At 63.0% G+C, this 22453-nt stretch carries 13 protein-coding genes; 6 read left to right on the plus strand and 7 right to left on the minus strand.

Features of this window, described 5'->3' with window-relative positions; genetic code table 11:
• Positions 1-432: 432 nt before the first annotated feature.
• Positions 433-1476 carry an NAD(P)-dependent alcohol dehydrogenase gene (locus J4862_RS00930; protein WP_211788877.1) on the plus strand — a complete coding sequence of 348 codons (1044 nt, stop codon included), beginning with the start codon at positions 433-435 and terminating at the stop codon, positions 1474-1476.
• 130 nt (positions 1477-1606) lie between these two features.
• Here the strand turns inward: J4862_RS00930 and J4862_RS00935 are convergent, their stop codons facing one another.
• Positions 1607-3340, minus strand: a complete 1734-nt coding sequence (locus J4862_RS00935; RefSeq protein WP_211788878.1) for a RagB/SusD family nutrient uptake outer membrane protein — start codon at positions 3338-3340, stop codon at positions 1607-1609.
• Between the two features lie 20 nt (positions 3341-3360).
• Complete coding sequence (locus tag J4862_RS00940) at positions 3361-6429, minus strand: TonB-dependent receptor (RefSeq protein ID WP_211788879.1); 3069 nt, start codon at positions 6427-6429, stop codon at positions 3361-3363.
• A 448-nt stretch (positions 6430-6877) separates the two neighbouring features.
• On the opposite strand from J4862_RS00940, the gene J4862_RS00945 reads away from it, so the two are divergent.
• Positions 6878-9244, plus strand: coding sequence for a TonB-dependent siderophore receptor (locus J4862_RS00945; protein WP_211788880.1), 2367 nt, complete (start codon positions 6878-6880; stop codon positions 9242-9244).
• A gap of 161 nt (positions 9245-9405) precedes the next feature.
• On the opposite strand, the gene pafA is transcribed toward J4862_RS00945, so the two are convergent.
• The 5 genes from pafA to radA form a co-directional block, all read right to left on the minus strand.
• Positions 9406-11115: an alkaline phosphatase PafA gene (gene pafA / locus J4862_RS00950; RefSeq protein ID WP_211788881.1), complete on the minus strand. Its 1710-nt coding sequence runs from the start codon at positions 11113-11115 to the stop codon at positions 9406-9408.
• A gap of 73 nt (positions 11116-11188) precedes the next feature.
• A complete protein-coding gene (gene prmA, locus J4862_RS00955) occupies positions 11189-12058 on the minus strand; it encodes a 50S ribosomal protein L11 methyltransferase (protein ID WP_211788882.1) in 870 nt (289 codons plus the stop codon).
• Between the two features lie 35 nt (positions 12059-12093).
• Complete coding sequence (gene hemL / locus J4862_RS00960) at positions 12094-13392, minus strand: glutamate-1-semialdehyde 2,1-aminomutase (protein ID WP_211788883.1); 1299 nt, start codon at positions 13390-13392, stop codon at positions 12094-12096.
• A 110-nt stretch (positions 13393-13502) separates the two neighbouring features.
• A complete protein-coding gene (locus J4862_RS00965; RefSeq protein ID WP_211788884.1) occupies positions 13503-15764 on the minus strand; it encodes a family 20 glycosylhydrolase in 2262 nt (753 codons plus the stop codon).
• Between the two features lie 33 nt (positions 15765-15797).
• A complete protein-coding gene (gene radA / locus J4862_RS00970; protein ID WP_211788885.1) occupies positions 15798-17198 on the minus strand; it encodes a DNA repair protein RadA in 1401 nt (466 codons plus the stop codon).
• A 1241-nt stretch (positions 17199-18439) separates the two neighbouring features.
• On the opposite strand from radA, the gene J4862_RS00975 reads away from it, so the two are divergent.
• The 4 genes from J4862_RS00975 to nqrD are packed head-to-tail and all read left to right on the plus strand — an operon-like array spanning position 18440 to position 22430.
• Positions 18440-19792, plus strand: a complete 1353-nt coding sequence (locus J4862_RS00975; protein WP_211788886.1) for a Na(+)-translocating NADH-quinone reductase subunit A — start codon at positions 18440-18442, stop codon at positions 19790-19792.
• A 33-nt stretch (positions 19793-19825) separates the two neighbouring features.
• Positions 19826-21034, plus strand: coding sequence for an NADH:ubiquinone reductase (Na(+)-transporting) subunit B (locus J4862_RS00980; RefSeq protein ID WP_211788887.1), 1209 nt, complete (start codon positions 19826-19828; stop codon positions 21032-21034).
• A 17-nt stretch (positions 21035-21051) separates the two neighbouring features.
• A complete protein-coding gene (gene nqrC, locus J4862_RS00985; protein WP_211788888.1) occupies positions 21052-21786 on the plus strand; it encodes an NADH:ubiquinone reductase (Na(+)-transporting) subunit C in 735 nt (244 codons plus the stop codon).
• Between the two features lie 2 nt (positions 21787-21788).
• Entirely contained in the window at positions 21789-22430 is a 642-nt protein-coding gene (nqrD, locus tag J4862_RS00990) for an NADH:ubiquinone reductase (Na(+)-transporting) subunit D (RefSeq protein ID WP_211788889.1), read from the plus strand.
• Positions 22431-22453 lie beyond the last annotated feature (23 nt).

A 22453-nucleotide genomic window follows, 5' to 3' on the forward strand; every position in this document is an offset into this window, starting at 1 on the left:
GTCAAAAAGGCCGAGAGCCCCCCTCCGTCCTTCGGCCTCCTACCTCCGCTGCTGCGCCCCTCCTCGGGGGTAAGTCTTGGTCGTGTCCTCGTCCTCCCTTCCGCGCGCTGAGGGATATCAGTCAGCTCCGTGAGGGGTGTCAGTCAGTGCGCTGAGGGATAGCAGTCAGAGGCGTGAGGGATATCCCTCACGGAGCTCAGATAGGGCTCGGTGGGCAGGGCTTGGCTGGCTAGGGGCGCCTCCGTGGCTTGGCTTGGGCAGGCTGTCCCCTCTAGGGCGCTGCGCCTTCGGCCGTCCTCGGCGGGCTGTCCTTCAGCCCCTTAGCCTAGCCCGAAGGCTCGTGCTCCGACGGATCGCTCGGCTGCGGGCTGGGAGTGGAGCGAAAGGGCTACCTTTGCCCCCATAAGTCACCCTACATTGCTTCGACTCGCTATGAAAGATGTTAAGGCCTATGGTGCGCGGGCTATAGACGCACCCCTGGAGCTCATGACGATACAGCGTCGCGAGCTCCGTCCGCAGGATGTGGAGTTCGAGATCCTCTACTGCGGTATCTGTCACTCCGACCTGCACCGCCTCAAGGGAGAGTTCGGCCGCTCCCATTACCCCCTTGTCCCAGGGCATGAGATCCTGGGGCGGGTGACGGCGCTGGGTTCGGCGGTCAAGGACTTCAAGCTAGGCGAACTGGTCGGTGTCGGCTGCATCGTCGACAGCTGCGGGCACTGTAGCTGCTGCCAGGAGGGTCTGGAGCAGTTCTGCACCGAGGGCGTCTCCTTCTCCTTCAATGGGATCGACCGCGTCTCGGGGGGCTACACCTACGGCGGCTTCTCCAAGAGCTACGTCTGCGAGGATAAGTATGTGCTGCATATGCCGCCCTTCGAGCAGCTCGCTATGGCTGCACCGCTACTCTGCGCAGGGATTACGGTCTACTCGCCTCTGAGGCACTGGCAGGCGGGCCCAGGCAAGCATGTCGGCATCCTCGGGATCGGGGGGCTGGGGCATCTGGCGGTGCGCATCGCCAAGGCTATGGGTGCTGAGGTCACCGTCTTCACCTCCTCGCCCGCCAAGGTCGCCGACGCCGAGCGCCTCGGCGCCGACCGTGCCGTACTCTCCTCAGACGAGGAGGCGATGAAGGCCCTACGTGGGCAGCTCGATCTCATCATCGACACCGTATCGGCGGGACACGAGGTCAACGCCTACCTCACACAGCTCAGCGTCGATGGCAGCGTGGTGGTCGTAGGCCTGCCCGCCGAGCCCCTCAAGGTCTCGGCAGGCCTGCTCGTACACGGCCGCCGCAGCCTCTCGGGCTCCAATATTGGGGGGATCGCCGAGACGCAGGAGATGCTGGACTTCTGCTACCAGCACGGCATCGTCGCCGAGGGCGAGGTGCTGCCCGTGAGCCAGGTCAATGAGGCGCTGGCGCGCCTGGAGCGCGGGGACATCCACTACCGCTTCGTCCTCGACATGCAGGAGCTCTAGGCAGGGCCTCTTCGCCCAAGGAAGACAAAAGCAAGGCCCCCAGCGACAGAGCTCTGTCGCTGGGGGCCTATTCATTGGGTCAGCCTCGGGGGGCAGCGGGGGGACTGCCCTCGAGCGGGAGGGGGTGCGGCTAGTTGTGCGTAGCGTTCTGCGTCAGCTTGCCCGGGTAGGAGTTGATAGCTCCCTGTGGAATGAAGTAGACGACGCGGTAGTCCGTGGCGGGGATATCCTCGAGCTGGTGGTGGGCTCCTGGATAGCGGCGGGTCAGGGCGCGGCCGTTGCGGAAGACGTCGTAGCTACGCTCGGCCTGGAAGGCGAGCTCCAGCTGGCGCTCCTTGTCGATGCGGTCGGGGGCGTTGGCCGCGCTCAGATCACTGTACTTAGCCCCAGGGATGGAGCGGGTACGGATGAGGTTGAGGTCGGTCTGCGCCTCGCCGTAGCGCCCGAGCTTGGCCAGGGCCTCAGCGCGGTTGAGGTAGACTTCCCCAAGGCGCGAGATGAGGGGAGAGTGCAGGTGGCTCTCCTCACCCTCGCGGGAGCACTTGGTGATGTAGAACATTGGGTAGGCTCTATTGAGGGCGATCTTGTAGTCCAGCAGACCTGTGTACACCTTGCCATCGCTGTAGGTGATGCGGTAGCGCCCTTCGGAGGCATTGACGGGCGTGAGCTCGTAGCTCTTGGTCTGCTTGGCGCCGCCGACGGTGACCTCCTCGGTCGCGGTGATCTTACTACCTGTGCGCTGGATCGGGAGCTGGAGGTAGTTTTGGTCGCCGCTCTGCTCGGTCTTGATGAAGCGCAGTACCTCGACATTGCCCTCCTCATAGACGGGCTCGATGAAGGCGGCGCGGGCGTCTACGATGCGACGGTTGTGGTCGGGTCGGTAGTCGTTGCGCCCCGTCTCGTCGAGCATCTGGAGGTACTTGGCACTGGCGTACATCTCACCCCAGCCCATGCCGCCGATATTGGCGTACATCCCCCCGACGCCGTAGTAGTGATCGTAGCCTGAGTACTCGGATGCGAGGCGACGGATGACGAAGATGGACTCCTTGTTGGACTGCGGGAGGATCCTCGGGTAGCGCATGAAGTCCTCACGTGAGAGGAGCTGGTACTGGCCGCTGGCGATGACCTTGGTGGCGTAGTCGACCGCTAGCTGGGCGTACTGCGCGTTCGGCTGCTCCCAGGTGCCGCTCATGTAGAGGTAGACGCGGGAGAGGATCGCCTGGGCAGCGCCCTTGGAGGCATAGCTGGGGTCGCCCTCGCTGACGGGCAGCAGTTCCTCAGCCTTCGTAAGGTCGGCGATGATCTGCTTGTAGCTCTCGGCCACGGTAGCACGGTCGGGGAGGGTGAACTTGCCGAAGACATTATCGGGCGTGCCATTGACTAGCGGTACGCCGAGGTTCTTCTCGGGATCCTGGTAGTAGGGACGTCCATAGGCGCGCACTAGGTAGTAGTAGAGCAGGCCGCGTACGAAGTAGCACTCGCCGACGCGTGCCTTGACGGCGGCATCGGTGGAGGCCTCGTAGAGCTTGATCGTATTGGAGGCCTGGGCTATGGCCTTGTAGCTATTGTCCCAGAAGGACTGCAGGCGGTAGTTATTGGGCGTACGGTTGAAGGTGATGAACTCGAAGAAGGCGTCGGTCGAGGCCCCACGTATCATGATGTTGTCACCCGCGTACTCGCCGCAGCGGTGCATGGGGTCGCTCCAGGCCTTGAGCTGGGCGTAGACCCCGCGTACCATACCGTCGATGGCCTCTTCGGGGGACTCGGTGATACGCGAGGAGGACATGTGTCCCTTGGGCTCGCGGTCTATGGAGCAGGCTACGAGCAGCCCTGAGGCTAGCAGGAGCGTGAGTATCTTATTCATATCGTAGGATGCAGACTAGGTTAGAGGGAAAGGTTGAGCCCGAAGACGACCTTGCGTACAGGAGGGTAGACCCCAGGCAAAGTCGTGCCCATGACGGTACCCGAGGAGGAGGGCAGCTCGGGGTCGACGCCGGAGTACTTGGTGAAGGTCAGGAGGTTCTCGGCGTTGACGTACAGGCGCAGCGACTGGATCTTGAGCTGCGGCAGGGAGAAGTTGTAGCCGAGGGATAGGCTGCGGAGCTTGAGGAAGGAGGCGTCCTCGAGGTAGCGAGAGGAGGCCTTGTTGCCGCCATCCTTATTGTTGTAGAGGGCGCGGGGGTGGGTGGCCTCATCGCCTGCCTTCTGCCAGCGCGACCAGCCTGGGCGCAGGACCATCTGATTGCGGTCAGCGTAGGCAAGATCGGAGTCGTACTCCTGGCGCGAGTAGTTGTAGATCTGTCCGCCGAGGGAGTAGCCGAAGGCCAGTGCGAAGTCGAGCTGACGCCAGCGCAGGTTGGTCGAGAAGCCCCCGAAGAGCTTGGGGGCAGCGTTGCCGAGCTTGTAGTAGTCAGCCTCGGCGTAGTTCTTGGTCACGACCTTGCCGCCCTTGCCATCGTCCTTGTACCACTGGGGGCGTCCGTCCTCCTTGTTGACGCCTGCCCACTCCTTCATATAGTAGGTGTCGATGGGCGAGCCGATCTCCAGGATGCGGGAGGCCGTACCCGAGATGCCCGTACCGTCACCGATGATCACGGGCTTGGCTACGAACTGACCTGTCGTGGCGTCGTACTGGCGGAAGATGTCGGTCAGCTTGTTGGCGTTGTGCCCGAGGTTGGCGTCGAGGCTCCAGGTAAAGTCCTTGCTACGGATGACGTCGCCGCCGATGGCGAATTCGACCCCACGATTGTCCATCTTCCCGATGTTGCGGTAGATGTTGGTGACGCCGATGAGGCCCGTTACGGGGACGTTGTAGAGGATGTTGTCGGTCTTCTTGGAGTAGAGGTCGAGGTTGAAGTGCAGGCGGTTATCCCAGAGCGAAGCATCGATCCCGAAGCCCGTCGTATAGGTGCGCTCCCAGGTGAGGTCGGGGTTGCCGAGCTGGGAGATGAGCATCCCGGGGCGGCCGTCGTAGTTGGCCGAGACGGAGTAGAGGTCGTACTGGGGATAGAGGGCCTCGGGGCGGTTCCCAGCCGAGCCGTAGGAGAGACGGAGCTTGAGCTGGTCGACACCCTGGAGGTGGAACCACGACTCGCGGTGGACGTTCCACCCGCCACTGATGGAGAAGAGCGTGCCGTACTTGGCATTGGAGCCGAGGTTGGAGGCGCCGTCACGACGGATCGAGCCCTCGAGGAGGTAGCGCCCGTCGTAGCTGTAGCGGGCGTTGGCGAAGACGGACTGCACGGCCCACTCCGCGATGCCGCCGCGGGCACGCTCGGGCTTGGCCGTGATGTCCAGCACCTCGAAGCCAGGGATGAAGCCTATGCCGTAGGCGTCGAGTGTCTTGCCCCAGTAGTCGTTGTACTCATAGGCCAGCAGCCCGTTGAGGCTGTGCTTGTCCCAGCTGTTGCTGGTCAGTAGCTTCTGGTTGGTGTACTTGCGCAGCACCTCAGCGCGGTACTCGGTGATACGTCCGTTGACGCTCTCGCCCGCGCTGGAGCGTGGGTCGGAGTAGCTGCGGCTAGCGTGGTGCACGTACTTGAGGTTGTTGACCGAGGAGAAGGTGAGCCAGGGCGTGAGGCGCAGGTCGAGGTCGAGGCTGCCCATGAACTCGTAGTTGCGCGCGTCGCCATGGTTCCACTGCAGGTCACGGATGTAGTTGGTGCCCGTACGGTTCACCCAGCCGCTGTAGCGGTGCGGTACGGGCTTGCCGTCCTTGTCGTAGGGGCTATCCCAGGGGAGCATGGAGTACATGGCCGTGACGGAGTACTGGCGGTCGTCCGTCGTCTGCATTGCCCCGCTGATGGAGGGGCGTATCGTCAGGGCCTCGAAGGGTCGGTAGTTGGTCTTGGAGCGGAAGTTGAAGCGCTGGTAGTCGAAGCCCTTGACGGCGCCCTGCTCCTTGTAGTAGCCGATGGAGAAGAAGGAGTTGAGGCTCTCGCTACCGCCCTGCATGGAGAGGCTGTAGTCCTGGGTCACGCCGGTGCGTGTGGCGAGCTTCCACCAGTCGAAGTTATCGTTGCGGAGCTCGGGCTTCCAGCGGTCGAACTTCAGTGCCTCGGGGTTCTGCACCGAGGCGAAGTAGTCGTAGAGCTCTGCGCCCGTCATCATGCGCTGATTGCCATTGTGCAGCATGCTGACGCCCGCACGTAGGGCGGCCGATACCTTGACCTTGCCCGAGCGGCTGCTCTTGGTCGTGACGACGACGACCCCATTGGCCCCAGCCGATCCGTAGATGGCGGTGGAGGCGGCGTCCTTGAGGACGGTCACGGCCTCGATGTCCTGTGGACTGAGCTGGCCGGGGTCGTCCCCGACGATGACGCCATCGATGACCCAGAGGGGGCGCGTATTCCCGTTGAGCGTGGCCTGCCCACGGATGACGACGGCGGCGCTGGAGCCTGGCTGTGCCGAGCCTGGGGCGACATAGACGCCTGGAGCCTTACCATTGAGGAGGTTGGCCACAGAGGGCGTGGTGAGGTCCTTGAGCTTGGAGTCCTTGAGGCTGATCATCGCCCCGGTGAGGCTCTCCTTGCGCTGGGTGGTGTAGCCGAGCACGACCAGCTCGCCGAGGGTACGGGCGTTCTCCTTGAGCTTGATCGTCTGCGACCCGCTGGTGGCGCTCACCTCGATCGTCTGGTAGCCGATGCAGGAGATGACGAGCACGCTGCCCGGGGCTGCGGCGAGGCTGTAGCGCCCCTGCACGTCGGTGACGGTGCCGAGGTGCCTATTGCCCTTGACGGTGATGCTGGCGCCGATGATGGCTTCACCACTCTGGGCGTCTACGACCTGGCCGCGTAGCTTGGCGCTGTTGGTGCTCTGCTGCTCGGGCTGAGCGGAGCTGCCGCTGCTCGGGGAGGCCTGTAGCCCCAGAGGGAGGAGTCCCGGGAGGAGCAGGGCTAGGACGAGGCTCTTGCGCAGGCTCGCTCTAGCGAAGGGAAGTAATTGGTTCTTCATCGTTTGTTCTAGCCGTTAGTGTTAGTGTAGGACTTAGATAGAGCAAATGTAGAGTCTTTGCCGCAGCCTCACAAGGCTCTTTTCCTTAGAATCTTAAGGAAGCACCCGCCCACTGGCGAAGCCCTTCGCCGCAGCCCTTCCCCGCCCCTGAAGGATATCCCTCACGGCGCTGACTGACGTCCCTCAGCGCCGCGACTGGCGCCCCTCAGCGGACTGACTGATATCCCTCACGGAGCTGGGGGCTAGCGCCCAGCCCGCTGGCGCCTCGGGCGGGGTAGATCGAGGCTCAGGCGAGGGCTACAGCAGCGCCCTTCGGCAAAGGCGCTCTGAGCCCTAGGCTCGTGGGCTCGACTATGTTTCGTATCTTTGTAGCCGCTAGGGCAGGACAGACGCTGCCTTGGTGATAACCAAAGCCTTAAATAGGCATTAACTCATTATTACTTCCTCTATGAAAAGTCTTACGACTTCGCTCCTGCTCTTTGTGGGGGCAACGGGTGTGGCCTCTGCTGCAGGGCATCCCACCTTCGCAGACTCCATTCGCCACATCGATAGCGTGCTCATCACGGCACGTGCGCGCCAGGAGATCAGCATCAACCCGCTGGGCGTGCCCGAGCGCAAGGTGCCGATGACGATCAATAAGGTCTCGGGCGTGACGCTCCAGCAGCGTGCCATCACGCAGCTCGGGGACGCCCTGCGCTTCACCCCCGCGGTGCAGAACCGCAAGACCTATGGCGCCTTCAACGAGATCGCCGTCCGTGGCTTCAACCGCGCCGTCTATATGGTCGACGGCGTGCGTGACGAGCGCTCCATGGTCAACTCCAATCCCTTCATCAACCTCTACAACGTAGAGCGCATCGAGGTCCTCAAGGGCCCCGCCTCTGTCCTCTATGGCTATGCCAATGCTGGGGGGATCATCAACGTCGTGCGTCGCGCTCCGAGCGATAGCCTCACCCTCGGGGCTCACCTGCGCTACGGCAGCCTCGGCTACTACGACCTCGGCGTGCACGCAGGCGGCCAGCTGGCGCGCGGGCTCAACATCTACGCAGGGGGCTTCCACGCGGGCGGCGACCAGTGGCGTCATACCCAGGATACGCAGAATAGCCTCTTCACGGCGCTGAGCTACACCAAGGGCGCGCATAGCTTCGTCCTCCGCCTTGAGGGCTTCTACGACTACTTCGGTACGGAGACGGGGCTGCCCGCACTGATGCCTGCCGATATGTACCGCGTCAGTGATGACCAGCTCTTCGCTCGTAAGGACGAGCTGCGTCCTGGCCTCGACCGCAGCTGGCGCTACAATGACCAGTCGGACTTCATGTACCACAGCGGCGCTAATGCCTCGCTCAAGTGGACCTACAACTTCGGCTCGGGCTGGCGTCTCTCCGACTACCTCTCCGGTAGCTACGACGACATCGACTACTTCAGCACCGAGACCATGAGCTGGCCTACGAGCCGCACGGCAGGGGCTAAGTACGGCTACTACAGCAAGGCCGCCGACGGGACGAAGACCTACTACGACCTGGATCACCTCATCTACGACAGCAACCTGCGCTTCTCCCACATCACGCAGATCATGCAGAACACGCTGGACCTGACGGGCAGCTTCGCCCTCGGCTCTATCGTCAACAACCTGCGTCTGGGCTACAGCACGACCTACATGCACCGCACGAGCTACTCGGGCTACAACGATGATGACATCTGGGGCCCAAGCCGTAGCATCGACGCTGCTGGTGAGGTCGTCTACCCCCAGGGACGCGTCCTCAACCCCGACTTCAACGGTGGGCTAATGAGCAAGTTCAGCCAGGCCAGCCCCAACCGCACCTGGGTGCACGGCTTCTCGCTGAGCGACGTCGTCGAGCTGACGCCGCAGCTCAAGGCGATGCTCGCCCTGCGCTACGACCTCTATAGCTACAAGAGCACCAAGAGCCGCGTGGCGACCATCAACGGCGAGCGCCGTCATGACACCGTCAAGGACGACCAGTGGCTCTCGGTGAGCCCTCAGGAGCTGAGCTATCGTGGCGGGCTCGTATGGCTGCCTACGGAGTCGCTGAGCTTCTACGGCTCGATCGGTAGCTTCTTCGCTCCCGACCAGACGCTGAGCCTCAACCCCGCTACGCAGCGCTTCTATGACAAGGACGGCCAGGCCGTCACCGAGCGTCGCAATGGCTACTACTTCGAGCCTCGCCGCGGCTATCAGGCCGAGCTGGGCGCCAAGTACACCCTCGGCGAGCTCCTTGACCTAAGCCTCTCGGGCTACTTCATCCGCCAGCAGAACGAGGTCGTCCGCACGACGCAGACCGAGCAGGTGGGTGGGGCTACGAAGAGCTACAGCGTCTCGGCACAGATCGGTGCGACCGAGAGCAAGGGCTTCGAGGCCGAGGCTACGCTGCGTCCCGCCGCTGGTCTCAGCCTCAGCGCAGGCTACGGCTACACGGATGCCGCCATCGCCGACGTCAATGAGACGCCCGTCAGCAAGCTCTTCAACATCAAGAAGGGCACGCCGCTGGCTTGGGTGCCCAAGCATACCCTCTACACCTATGGGGGCTATGAGCTGCAGCGCGGCGCCCTGCGTGGCCTCGGGCTCAACTATAGCCTGACCTACCGCAGCGAGATGTACTACAACGTTGGCGCGGGCCGTACGTTCGACCCCACGACGCAGCTCGACCTCGGTGCTAGCTACCGTCTGCCCTACGGCATCAGCCTCGAGCTGCAGGTGCGCAACGTCCTCGGGACGAAGTCCTGGGCCTCTACGCTGGGCACGCAGCTGATGCCTGCCGAGCCTACCAACGCGCTCGTGACGCTTCGCTACCAGCTCTAGTCGGGTAAGCGCTGCCGCTAGACCTTAGCCCGCCTGGGCAAGGCTAGCGGCGGAGCTCTTCCCCTAGATAGACCAAAAGCGCTGCGGCTGACCGCTCCCCTCTCGTAGGGGGCAGTCAGCCGCAGCGCTTTTATGTGTACTAGGGTGGGGCTAGCCTCGGGCTAGTGTCCCGCGAAGGCCTCCGTGATGGGATGACCGATGCAGCCCGAGGGGTACTGCGTCTTGAGCAGCGCCGCCAGCGTAGCGGCGATGTCGGTGATGTAGGTCTCGCGGTAGAGGTGCCCTGGGCGGATGCCGCGGCCCATGAAGATCAGGGGGATGTGCGTGTCGTAGGGCGACCAGACGCCGTGGCTGGTGCCGAGGGCGCGCTTGCCACTGCTGCGGCCGTACCAGCCTGGGTCAGCGACGATGAAGATCTCTCCGCTGCGTCCCTTGCGGTAGCCGTTGATGATGCGCTCGCGGATGGCCTGTGGGGCGGTCGCCAGCTGCGCCTCCTCGGCGGGGATGACGAAGGCTGCCCCCGGCAGACGCTCACGCAGGGAGGCGCTGACGGCACGGATGAGGGCCATGCGGTCGATGCCGAGGGAGTCGATGCGGGGATTGTTGAAGAAGACCTGATAGTTCGCCACGCGGGTGACCAGTGCTAGATTCTGCCCCGTGAAGGCACGTGCCGTAGAGTCGGCGATCTTCAGGGCGCGGTCGGTGCGCAGGCCGCTGCCGGGGAGCTTATGCTCCTGCTCGAAGGTGAGGTTGTGCCCCGCGGCGTGGTCTGCCGTCAGGACGAAGATGTAGCCGTCCTTGCCCACGCGCTGGTCCAGATAGCTGAGGAAGTCCGCCAGGTCGCGGTCCAGACGCAGGTAGGTGTCCTCCGTCTCGATGGCGAAGGTACCGTAGTGGTGCCCTACGTAGTCGGTCGCGGAGTGGCTCATGGCGAGGAAGTCCGTCTCCTCAGGACGGCTGCCCAGCTGCTCGCCCTCGATGGCAGCCTTAGCCATCTCGAAGGTCAGCGTATTGCCAAAGGGTGTGGTGCGGATGACGCCCTTGCCGAGCTCCTGCAGCAGCCTTGCCGTGGGCAGCGGTAGGGTAGGGGGCACCTCGCCCTTCTTACCCCAGGGGTTCTCGTAGTTGTTTTGGTCGGGCGAGCTCTCCTTATAGCTGTCGATGGGGAAGAGTGGGTGCCAGTTGTCCTTCAAGAGGGCGGTGATGCGGTCGCGCTCGTTGAAGCGCTTGACCCACTCGGGCAGCTCCTGCATGTAGTAGCTGCTGGTGATGAAGTGCCCCGTAGCATCGTCGAGCCAGTAGGCCCCGTTGGTCGTGTGGCCTGCGGGCAGGATGGAGGCGCGGTCCTTGATGGCTACACCTATGGTCTTGCTGCGGAAGTTGGAGGCGATGCGCAGCTCGTCGGCGATGGTCGTCGAGAGAAGGTTGCGGGGCGACATCTGCCCGCTCTTGCCGTTGGGCGCGCCGACGGTGGTCACGCTACGATCCTCCGTGCAGTAGATGGGGGCGTGGTCCTTGACGAAGTCATTGCCCGCGATGCCGTGGATGGCAGGTACGCTGCCCGTGTGTACGGAGCTATGCCCGATGGCGGTGACGCTGGGCAGGTAGTTGATGCGGGTGTTCTCGCAGTTGAAGCCCTGGGTAAGCAGGCGCTTGAAGCCGCCCTCGACGAAGCGCGCTTGATAGCGGTAGAGATAGTCCCAGGTCATCTGGTCGACCATCATCGTCACCACCAGGCGCGGGCGGCCGTGCTGTGGGGTGACCTGGTGCGTGGCCTGCTTCGTGCTGGCCTTGCGCTGTGCCTGGGCGGTGCTGCCTAGGGCAAGGAGCCCTAGGGCTAGGGTGCAGAGTCGGTAGTACTGATGTGTCATAGCTGTCGTGTGGCTATAGGGGTGAGCGAGTCCCGAGGGCAGGCGCTGAGTGGCTCCGCCCTAGGGCTAGGGGTTAGGCAAGCTGGAGCTCCAGCGAGGTCCAGCGCTGGCGGCTACGCTGGGAGATGAGGCTGAGGCCGAGCTCCGCGCCGCGGGCGATGAGCTGCGGGGCATCCTCCTCGTAGAAGCCGCTGAGGACGAGGCGTGCCCCCGGAGCCATGACGGCACGGTAGCGGGGCATATCCTCCAGGAGGATGTTGCGGGTGATGTTCGCCAGGATCAGGTCGTAGGGCGCCTTGCCCTCGAGGCTGGAGGCGTCGCCGCAGATCATCTCCTGGATGGTGACACCACTGAGCTGGGCGTTCTCCTGGACGTTGTCGTAGGCCCAGGGATCGATGTCGATGGCGGTGAGGTGACGGGCGCCGCGCTTCAGGGCGATGATGCCGAGGATGCCGGTGCCGCAGCCCATGTCCAGCACGCGCAGCCCGGTGAGGTCGTGCTCCAGCAGCCAGCTCCCGACCAGCGCAGTGGTCTCGTGGTTGCCTGTGCCGAAGGCCATCTTGGGCTCGATGATGACCTCCAGCGGGATCTCAGGACGGGGTGCGTGGAAGGGGGCACGTACGAGGCAGGCCTCCTCGCCCAAGACGATGGGCTGGAAGTAGTGCTTCTCCCACTCCTCATTCCAGTTGATGTCGGGCATCTGCTCGCTGCTGTAGCTGAGCTCCACGCCCTCAAGAATAGGTGTCGAGAGCAGCTCCGTGAGCGCCTCGTTGCCCTCGATGAGCTCGGTGGGAATATAGGCCAGCAGGTGCTCGCCGTCCTGGCTGTCGAAGCTGTCGAAGCCTACGGAGGCGAGCTCCGAGGCTAGGAGGTCAAAGAGGACCTCCGTCTCGAGCGTCTCCGGGCGACGGACGACGCTGAGGGTATAGCAGGTGTATTGCATCCTTGAGATCTAAGTGTCGGGGTGATGTCTCTTGGCTAGCCCAGCACCTCGCGTAGCACTTCGTCCATGGCCGAGGCCGTGCGGTCGAAGTCCTCAGCACTGTGCGCCATCGAGAGGAAGATACATTCGTACTGGGAGGGCGGTAGGTAGATGCCGCGGGCGATCATGCCACGGAAGTAGCGCGCATAGGTCTCGGTGTCGCTCTCACGCGCCTCGGCGTTGCTTCGGACGCCGCCAGGACGGAAGAAGATGGTCGAGAGCGAGCCCACGCGATTGTAGCTCAGCCGATCGCTGTAGTGCTCGAGGATGGGGCGGATGCGGGCTTCGAAGGCAAGGCCCTGCGCCTCCAGACGCTCGTAGAAGTCGGGGGCGGCGAGCTCACGTAGCATCGTGATACCAGCTGCCAGAGCCAGTGGGTTGCCCGAGAGCGTCCCTGCCTGATAGACATTGCCCAGCGGGGCAAGCCTATCCATAATGTCGGCGCGACCTCCGAAGGCGCCCACAGGCAGCCCACCGCCGATGATCTTCCCCAGGCAAGTCAGGTCGGGGCGTATGCCGTAGAGCTCCTGCGCCCCGCCGCGTGCTGCGCGGAAGCCGCTGATGACCTCGTCGAAGATCAGCAGGATGCCCTCCTCCTCGGTGAGCTGACGTAGCCCCTGGAGGAAGCCCGGCTGGGGAGGGATGAGCCCCATGTTCCCCATGATGGGCTCGAGGATGACCGCGGCGACCTCCCCGCGGTGTGCCTCGAGCACTGCTCTGACGCTCTCGAGATCATTGTACTGAGCGACCAGTGTGTCCTCTGCTGTACGGGCGGTGACGCCTGCGCTGGAGGTCTGTCCGAAGGTCGCCAGCCCCGAGCCCGCCGAGATGAGGAAGCTGTCGGCATGCCCATGATAGCAGCCCTCGAACTTCAGGATCTTGTCCCTGCCCGTGAAGCCACGCGCTAGACGCACGGCGCTCATCGTAGCCTCGGTCCCCGAGTTCACCATGCGTACGCGCTCCACGGAGGGGAAGAACTGCGTGCAGATCAGCTCGGCCATCTCGACCTCGCGGGCATTGCAGGCGCCGTAGCTGGTGCCGCGATGCAGCTCGCGCTCGATCGCCTCGAGGATGGGCGGATAGGCGTGCCCGAGGAGTAGGGGCCCCCAGGAGGAGATGTAGTCGATATACTCGTTGCCATCGACGTCGTAGATGTGTGCCCCCTTGCCGTGCTCTATGTAGCGCGGCGTCAGGCCTACCGAGCGGAAGGCGCGCACGGGGCTATTGACCCCGCCGGGGATATACTGTGAGGCGCGCTCGAAGAGGGCCTCGGAGAGCTCTGTCCTTTGTGTCATTAGTCTCGGATGAAGAAGGAGGCAGGCTGAGGCGTTGACCTCGACCTGCCTCCACTCGAATACCTATGTATAGGGCAAAATTAGGCTAAAAAGCCCACATAGCCCTGGGGCTACTGTATGACCAGCTCATCGAGGAAGATGAAGTGCCCCGCGGAGCGCTGGTTAGCGGCCTTGACGCGTACGTAGCGAGCCCGCTCGGCGATGGGGAAGGAGAAGGTCTCGAAGCTCGGGAGGAAGTCCCCGTCGTCGGTCGTCGTCACGCGCTGGCCGAGGCTGCGCCAGTTCGTCCCGTCATCGCTGAGGAGCAGCTCGACGTGGTGCGGCATATAGACCCACTGCATCTTCTCCTGCATGAACTTGGCGAAGACATGCCGTAGCGCCTTCGTCTCCCCAAGGTCGACGGTCACGTCCAGCGGCATGGTGAAGCCCTGCCAGAGGCCATCGAGGTAGGTCGGTGTGCCACGTAGGCCGTCTACGAGAGCGCGGGCGCCGCCTGCGGGATACTTGGGATTCCACTGGCAGCCCTCATTGTAGTAGATAGGTCGGCCGATACCGAGGTGGTAGTCCGTGCGGTAGCTGACCTCGGGGAAGTCCAGTGCCTTGCCGTCACGGAAGAGGCGTGCCACCAGCAGGATGGAGTCGCGCGAGCTGATGCGCTCGCCCGTATAGAGGCGCGAGGAGGCCGTGGGCATCGTGCCGTCGGTGGTGTAGCGGATCTCGGCCGAGGGCTGCTCGCTGGAGAGGCACAGCGCTACCTCACGGCGTGCCGTGTCGATCTCGCTGTAGACGGCGATACGCTTGAGCGGGTAGCTATTGATGCCTCGAGCCTTCAGCCCAGGCAGCTGGGCGGCTACGCGGCGTAGGAAGTCGGGGTAGCTGCGTTCCGCCTGAGGCGTCCAGCCGATCTCGGCGATAGCCAGCAGACGAGGGAAGAGCATGTAGGCGGCGTGCTGCTCGTCCTCTACGTACTCCGTCCAGAGGTTGCCCTGCACGCCGAGGATGTACTGCTGCTCGGCGGGGCTGAGGACGGCGGGGGTGGGGTTGTAGGAATAGGTCTTCTCCAGTGGGGTGAAGCCGCCGATAGCGCGGGGCTCGCCCTTGCTCTCACGCTGGTAGAAGTCGAGATAGACGTAGTTGCCTGGGGTCATGACGACCTTGTGCCCTGCCTTGGCCGCGGTGATACCGCCCTCCTCACCGCGCCAGCTCATCACGGCGGCGTTGGGGGCGAGGCCGCCCATCAGGATCTCATCCCAGCCGATGAGCTGGCGGCCCTTGCCGTTGAGGTAGCGCTCGATGCGGCGGATCATGTAGCTCTGCAGCTCGTGCTCGTCCTTGAGGCCCTCCTGCTTCATGCGGGCGCGGCAGTCGGGGCAGCTGCCCCAGTGGTTCATCGCGGCCTCGTCGCCACCGATGTGGATGTAGTAGGAGGGGAAGAGCTCCAGCACCTCGCCGAGGATGTCCTCGAAGAAGCGGAAGGTACTCTCCCGCCCGATGCAGACGTCCGTAGCGTCGAAGGTCCACTTGCCCTTACAGGTCAGCTCGGGGTAGGCGGCAGGCAGCTCATTGCTGTGCCCCGGGAGCTCGATCTCGGGCACGATGGTGATGCCGAGGCGGGCGGCATGGGCTACGACGCGGCGGATGTCGTCCTTGGTGTAGGCGCCGCCGTAGGCTCCGGGCGTGCCCTCATCGACGAAGCGGCGATCGTGCTGCCACCAGCTGTCCCAGTCGGCGATGGTGCGCCAGGCGGCCTTCTTCGTCAGCAGGGGGTACTTCTCCGAGGGGAAGCGCCAGCCGCCGCCATCGACCAGGTGCCAGTGGAAGCGGTTCATCTTGTAGCGCGCCATCTCGTCCAGCAGCTGGATGATGAAGTCGGCGGACATGAAGTGGCGCGATACGTCGAGCATGATCCCGCGCCAGGCGAAGCGTGCCGAGTCCGTGATGGAGAGCTGCGGCAGGCGGCGTCCGTACTGCCCGACGAGCTGCAGCAGCGTCTGCCCGCCCTGCAGGAGGGCGCTGCTGTCTTTGGCTAGGAGCTGCATGCCGCGCGGGCCGACGCTGAGGCGGTAGGCCTCGCGTCCCGCGAGGCGCCGATCCAGGCGCACAGAGAGCAGAGGAGCCTTGGTCGTGGCCTTGACCTTGATCCCCGCCTGCTGGCTGAGCTGGGTCTGGATGACCTGAGGCAGGAGCGGCGAGACCGTCAGGGTCGTGGGGAGCTGAGCGTGCCCTGCGCCCCAGGTGATGGAGGCGGGACGTGGGATCAGACGGAGGCTGTCGGCAGGAGCCGCCGTGAGGGGCGCTGTGCCGAGGAGGAGGCCAAGAGCACCGAGGGCGATGCCCGCGGCTCGTCTGAGGCTAGAGGTCTGTATCTTCATCTTCGTATATAATAGGTGATGTGTCTATAGGGTCTAGGGGGCATCGGTCTCGGTGGGCTGTCGACGGAAGAGCAGGCGGAAGGCCTCCTCCACGGTCTTGACCCCTACGAGGCGGATCTTGCGCCCTGGGGCGTCGGCGATGTGGCTGAGGTTGCCCTCGGGCAGGAGGATGGCGCGGAAGCCGATACGCTCGGCCTCGAGGATACGCTGCTCGATGCGCGCCACGGGACGTACCTCGCCCGATAGCCCGACCTCGCCCGTGAGGCAGACGCCCTCGGGGAGTGCTAGGTCGAGGCTAGAGGAGAGGACGGCCGTGATGACGGCCAGGTCGCTGGCGGGGTCGCTGAGGCGGATGCCGCCAGCGATGTTGAGGAAGACGTCCTTCTGTATGAGCTTGAAGCCTGCACGCTTCTCTAGCACCGCCAGCAGCATGTTCATACGCTTGGTATCGAAGCCCGTGGAGGAGCGCTGCGGGGTGGCGTAGACGGCCGAGCTGACCAGGGCCTGCGTCTCGATGAGGAAGGGGCGCACGCCCTCCATGGCGGCGGCTACAGCCACGCCACTGAGGCGCATGTCGGAGCTGGTCATCAGGTGCTCGGAGGGATTCTCCACGGGGCGCAGACCCGTCTGACGCATCTCGTAGATGCCCAGCTCGGCAGTGCTGCCGAAGCGGTTCTTCTGTCCGCGCAGGATGCGGTACATGTAGTGTTTGTCGCCGTCGAACTGCAGCACCACGTCCACCGTGTGCTCCAGCACCTTGGGCCCTGCGATGCTGCCCTCCTTGGTGATATGGCCGATGACGATGACGGGCACGCCCTCGGTCTTGCAGTATTTGAGCAGGGCCGTGGCGCACTCGCGTATCTGCGAGACGCTGCCTGGGGAGCTCTCGCTGAGCTCGGTCTGTATGGTCTGTATGGAGTCTATGACGAGGAGGTCGGGCTGCAGCTCCTCGGCGGTGTGGAGGATCTTCTCTAGGCTCGTCTCGGCATAGATCATCATGTCGTCGCCGCTACCGCCGCCGATACGGTCGGCGCGCATCTTGAGCTGGTTGAGGCTCTCCTCGCCCGAGACGTAGAGCGTGCGTAGCGGCAGCCTGAGGACGGTCTGCAGCACCAGCGTAGACTTGCCGATGCCGGGCTCGCCCCCGATGAGGACGAAGGCGCCCTCGACGAGCCCGCCGCCGAGGACGCGGTTGAGCTCGGGATCGCCCATGTCGATGCGCAGCTCCTCGCGGTGCTGGATGTCCGCTAGACGCACGGGGCGCGCGCTGGGAGCTGCCTTGGGGCTGTAGCCAGGGGTCGTTTCCTTCTTGCTGACGACGATCTCTTCCTCCTCTATGCTGTTCCACGTGCCGCACTGCGAGCAGTAGCCCTGCCACTTGGGGTACTGGGCTCCGCACTCTGCGCAGTGGTAAATGGTCTTTTTCTTCGCCATAACGCAAAGGTAGTGAGGATATCGCAAAGCGCCGCCGAGCGCCCCGCCCCGCCTCTGCTGTGCGCCTGGTGGTACTCAGGCTGGAATACTCCCTTGACCCAGTGTCTGTGGGGAGCTCCTCTGTGCTAGCCTTAGAGGCAGGAGCTTAGGGGGAATAGCCTTGGCTCGGTGGCTGTGGGGGCTCCTCTATGCTAGCCTTGGGAGGCAAGAGTGTAGGGAGGTGCTTGTTCGGCTGCTTGCCTACGGCTCTCCGACGGTGCTAAGCCCCAATAGGGGCGACCCACTCAAAGCCCAGGGTGCGCAGCCCTGCAAGGGCGACCAAACCCTGGGTAAGCTGCAGCCACAAGGGCAGAGCCCTACAGGGGCGACCCTCAATAGGCTCGGAGCATCGTAGCACTAAGCTAGCCGTAGTCCTCGATCGTATTGTGGGTCGCCCCCGAGGGGCTTCTTGATAATATCAGACCTCTACCCAGGGTTCCGTCAGGCTTACAGCCTTCCCTCACCCTGGGCTTTGGATGGGTCGCCCCCGAGGGGCTTGCCTGTCTATTCGCAGCCTATTGAGGACGGGTGGGAGCTACGGGTAGCCCTGCATATCTGCCTCGGGGGGTATACTTTGTTCTTTGGTCTGCGCGTAGCGAGCTGCAGCGCCCGAGCCGCCTGCAACTTACCTTCCAGCGTGCGCCGCCAGGGCGCACGCTAGGACGAGGGATGTCCCCGAGCGGAGGCCGCCTAGGCTGCGGCGGGAGGCCGAGCTAAGGTGGGGCGGGAGAAGTTATATTACTTTGGGCGGATTGTTATATAACTTCTGCCCGAATATTATATAACTTTCTGCGCATTCTTATATTGCTTTCCCCGCAATATTATATTACTTTGCTCCCTCCCCCTAGGCTGTCGCTTCGCTGCCCCTTATCCTTCGGCTGGACGTGCTCTATCCCTCAGCTCGCTGGGGCGCTTCGCGGCAGAGGCTAGGCGAACTGTCGGCGGTGGCTCCGAGGCTCGGGGAAGCTCCCCTGAGGTGCGGCACTCGGCTACTCCTTATTTATATATAGGCTGGCGGAGGGCTGGGGTGGGGTAGCTGGGGGCTAAGATCGGAGCTCCAGCGCGACTAATCCGAGGGCGGCGCTTACCTAAAAGTGAGGACGCCTCGGCCCGAGCCCGTCCCTAGCTCTAGGTATATATGCTAAAGAATGCGTATTTTTGTATCCAAATAATTTAACTAAACAATTCATCATTCACGTGTTATGCCGAACATTATCACGATAAAGAAGGGGCTCACGCTCAATCTGAAAGGGAAGGCACCTGAGGAACAGCTCGCACCAGTGGCTGCAGCTAGCTCCTACGCTGTCGTCCCCGAGGACTATGTGGGCTTTGTCCCCAAGGTGATCGTTCAGCCAGGGATGCGCGTGCTGGCAGGGGAAGCTCTGCTGGCGCATAAGGCTCATCCCGAGCTCAAACTGACCTCCCCCGTCAGCGGTGAGGTCGTCGCCGTCCACAGAGGCGAGAAGCGCAAGGTACTCAGCGTAGAGGTACGCCCCGAGGCGACCATCGAGTACAAGGAGTACGCCACGGCTGACGCCCTCAGCATGGAGCGCAGCCAGCTGCTGTCGCTGCTGCTGGAGAGTGGTATGTTCAGCTTCTTCAAGCAGCGCCCCTACGACCGCATCGCCAACCCTCTGGATACGCCCCGTGATATCTTCGTCACGGCGAACCTGACGGCTCCGCTGGCGCCTAAGTTCGCCTACCTCGTCAAAGGACGTGAGCACGAGCTGCAGCTGGCACTCGATGCGCTCACGCGCCTGACCCCAGGTAAGGTCTACCTCGGCGTCGGGACGGGCGAGCTGACGGGCATCCGCACGGTAGAGCGCGTAGAGGTACGTGGCCCACACCCTGCAGGGCTGGTCGGCGTACTGATCAATCACACGGCACCTGTCAATAAGGGCGAGGTCGTCTGGACGCTCAAGGCTACGGACCTCCTCGTCATCGGCCGCTTCCTCAAGACGGGTCGCGTAGACTTCTCCCGCACCATTGCCCTGACGGGCTCGGAGGCTAAGGAGCTGGGCTACGTCAAGGTGCTGCCTGGGGCACGCTTCGAGGAGGTGCTCGCAGGGCGTCTAGCGAAGAAGGACAGCCACGAGCGTATCATCGAGGGTGATGTCTTCACTGGGGTGAAGGTAGATGAGGCCCACGAGCGCATGAGCTTCGGCATCGACCAGATCACCATCATCCCCGAGGGGGACGACCAGCACGAGGTGCTGGGCTGGGCACTGCCTCGCTTCAAGCAGTTCAGCATGAGCCGCACCTACTTCTCCTGGCTGATGCCAGGTAAGGAGTACGCGCTGGATGCGCGTATCAAGGGTGGACGTCGCGCCATGATCATGAGTGGTCAGTACGACAGCGTCTTCCCTATGGACATCTACCCTGAGTTCCTACTCAAGAGCCTCATCGCCTTCAATATCGATGATATGGAGGCACGTGGTATCTACGAGGTGGCGCCCGAGGACTTCTCGGTCTGCGAGTTCGTGGACACGTCCAAGATACCCCTGCAGCAGCTCGTGCGCCAGGGGCTGGATGAGCTCTACAAGGAAATGAACTAACCCCCAGGTTTCACTTATTAAAGGACAACGACCTTGAACGCTTTAAGAAAACAAATCGATAAGATCAAGCCAGCCTTCACTAAGGGTGGTCGCTTCGCGGCCTTGGAGTCTGTCTTCGATGGCTTCGAGACCTTCCTGTTCGTCCCGAACACGACCTCGAAGCGTCGTGGCGTGCATGTGCATGACGCCATAGACAGCAAGCGCACGATGAGCGTGGTGATCTTCGCCCTGCTACCTGCACTCCTCTTCGGGATGTACAACATCGGGCTGCAGCACAATATAGCCATCGGGCAGGAGTCCAGCTTCTGGGCTACCTTCCTCTACGGGCTCCTCTCGGTACTGCCACAGATCGTGGTTTCCTACGTCGTGGGTCTGGGGATCGAGTTCATCATCGCTCAGCTCAAGCATGAGGAGATCCAGGAGGGCTTCCTGGTGACGGGGATTCTGATCCCCATGATCATCCCTGTGGAGACGCCCCTGTGGATGATCGCTGTAGCTACGGCCTTCGCTGTGGTCTTCGCTAAGGAGGTCTTCGGTGGTACGGGCTACAATGTCTTCAACGTCGCGCTGGTGACGCGTGCCTTCCTCTTCTTCTCCTACCCCGCAGCTATGTCGGGCGACAGCGTCTGGGTACGCTTGGGCTCGAGCTTCGGCTTCGGTGGCGAGGGTAAGGTCGTGGACGGCTTCTCGGGCGCTACGCCTCTGGGGCAGATCGCTGCTGCCAAGGACGCACTGCCTGACATCCACAACACGCTCGGCGGTGCACTCACCGACTGGGATGCCTTCCTTGGCTTCCTCCCTGGCTCTGTAGGTGAGGTCTCCACGCTGGCTATCCTCATCGGCGCCCTTATCCTCATCTTCACGGGGATCGCTAGCTACAAGATCATGGTATCGGGCGTTGTAGGGGTCTTCGCTATGGCCTCGCTCTTCAACGCTATCGGCGCTACGCCTGCCATGCAGGTCTCGGCACTGCACCATCTCCTCTATGGGGGCTTCGCCTTCGGGATCGTCTTCATGGCTACCGACCCTGTGACGGCTGCACGCACCGAGGCGGGTAAGTGGGTCTATGGCTTCTTCGTTGGGGTCATGGTCGTCTTCATCCGTGTGCTCAATGCGGGCTACGCTGAGGGTATGATGCTCGCCATCCTGCTGATGAATACCTTCGCTCCCCTCATCGACTACATCGTCGTAGAGCGCAACGTCAACAAGCGTAAGGCACGTCTCGCAGTAGCTAAGAACTAAGACAGCAGCAACACACGATGGATACAAACAAGAACTCATACGTGATCATCTACGCATCCGTGATGGTCATCCTCGCCGCGGTCTTCCTAGCCGGGGCGAACATCCTGCTCAAGCCTTCGCAGGAGGAGAACGCTCGTATCGATAAGATGGAGCAGATCCTGCGCGCCCTCGGGCAGACGCCCTCCAAGGCCGATGTCATCTCGACCTACGAGGGGCTGATCAAGAAGGAACTCCTAGTCAACGCCGAGGGACAGGTCGTCCAGTCCTTCGAGGGCGGGGAGATCGGTAAGAGCGCAGCCTTCAACGCCAATACCGAGCTCGACTACAAGCTCATCGCCAAGGGCGAGCAGCGTGACCTGCCCGTCTGGGTCGCTCAGGTCGAGGGTAAGACCGTCTACGTCCTGCCGCTCAACGGCGCTGGGCTGTGGAATAAGATCTGGGGCTACATCGCGGTAGACGCCGCTGACCACTCTACGGTCACGGGAGCAGACTTCGGCAACGCAGGGGAGACCCCAGGGCTCGGTGCCGAGATCTCTACGCCGCACTTCTCTGCCGAATTCCAGGGCAAGCAGCTCTTCCGTGAAGGTAAGTTCACGGGCATCGCTGTCGTCAAGCCCGGGCAGAAGGTGGACGATAAGGACTATGTCGACGGCATCTCGGGCGGTACGCTCACCAGCAACGGCGTCCACGACATGCTGCACCATAGCCTCGCTCCCTTCCAAAAGTTCCTCGAAACCTATAACGCTCAGTAGCTATGTCTCTCTGGAATAAAAAGAATAAAGAAACCCTTCTCGGTCCGCTGAGCAAGAACAATCCCATCATGGTGCAGATGCTCGGCATCTGCTCCGCCCTTGCTGTGACCTCCAAGCTGGAGCCCGCCCTCGTCATGGGGCTGTCGGTGACCATCGTCGTGGCCTTCGCCAACGTGGTGATCTCGCTCCTGCGTAAGGGGATCCCCAACCGCATCCGCATCATCGTACAGCTGGTGGTCGCCGCTACGCTCGTGACGCTGGTCAGTGAGGTCCTCAAGGCCTACGCCTACGACGTCAGCAAGCAGCTCTCCGTCTTCGTCGGGCTGATCATCACCAACTGTATCCTCATGGGTCGTCTGGAGGCCTTCGCCCTTGGTAATGGTCCCTGGGAGTCCTTCCTCGATGGGGTCGGTAACGGCCTCGGCTACGCCATCGTGCTGGCTGTCGTCGGCTTCTTCCGTGAGCTACTGGGCTCGGGGACGCTGCTGGGCTTCCACGTCATCCCTCAGTCGCTCTACGCTACCGATGGTATCCATGGCTACGTCAATAATGGCCTGATGATCCTGCCCCCGATGGCACTCATCTCCGTGGCTGTCCTCATCTGGATCCACCGCTCCTACAACAAGGAGCTGCAGGAAAACTAACATCTCCCACGCCTACCAGTAGT

This window comes from Porphyromonas sp. oral taxon 275, from assembly GCF_018127745.1.
GTDB lineage: Bacteria > Bacteroidota > Bacteroidia > Bacteroidales > Porphyromonadaceae > Porphyromonas.

Excerpts from the sequence above, each read along its gene's own strand:
- J4862_RS00930 (WP_211788877.1), top strand. The coding sequence starts at position 433 with ATGAAAGATGTTAAGGCCTATGGTGCGCGGGCTATAGACGCACCCCTG.
- J4862_RS00935 (WP_211788878.1), bottom strand. The coding sequence starts at position 3,340 with ATGAATAAGATACTCACGCTCCTGCTAGCCTCAGGGCTGCTCGTAGCC.
- J4862_RS00940 (WP_211788879.1), bottom strand. The coding sequence starts at position 6,429 with ATGAAGAACCAATTACTTCCCTTCGCTAGAGCGAGCCTGCGCAAGAGC.
- J4862_RS00945 (WP_211788880.1), top strand. The coding sequence starts at position 6,878 with ATGAAAAGTCTTACGACTTCGCTCCTGCTCTTTGTGGGGGCAACGGGT.
- pafA (WP_211788881.1), bottom strand. The coding sequence starts at position 11,115 with ATGACACATCAGTACTACCGACTCTGCACCCTAGCCCTAGGGCTCCTT.
- prmA (WP_211788882.1), bottom strand. The coding sequence starts at position 12,058 with ATGCAATACACCTGCTATACCCTCAGCGTCGTCCGTCGCCCGGAGACG.
- hemL (WP_211788883.1), bottom strand. The coding sequence starts at position 13,392 with ATGACACAAAGGACAGAGCTCTCCGAGGCCCTCTTCGAGCGCGCCTCA.
- J4862_RS00965 (WP_211788884.1), bottom strand. The coding sequence starts at position 15,764 with ATGAAGATACAGACCTCTAGCCTCAGACGAGCCGCGGGCATCGCCCTC.
- radA (WP_211788885.1), bottom strand. The coding sequence starts at position 17,198 with ATGGCGAAGAAAAAGACCATTTACCACTGCGCAGAGTGCGGAGCCCAG.
- J4862_RS00975 (WP_211788886.1), top strand. The coding sequence starts at position 18,440 with ATGCCGAACATTATCACGATAAAGAAGGGGCTCACGCTCAATCTGAAA.
- nqrC (WP_211788888.1), top strand. The coding sequence starts at position 21,052 with ATGGATACAAACAAGAACTCATACGTGATCATCTACGCATCCGTGATG.
- nqrD (WP_211788889.1), top strand. The coding sequence starts at position 21,789 with ATGTCTCTCTGGAATAAAAAGAATAAAGAAACCCTTCTCGGTCCGCTG.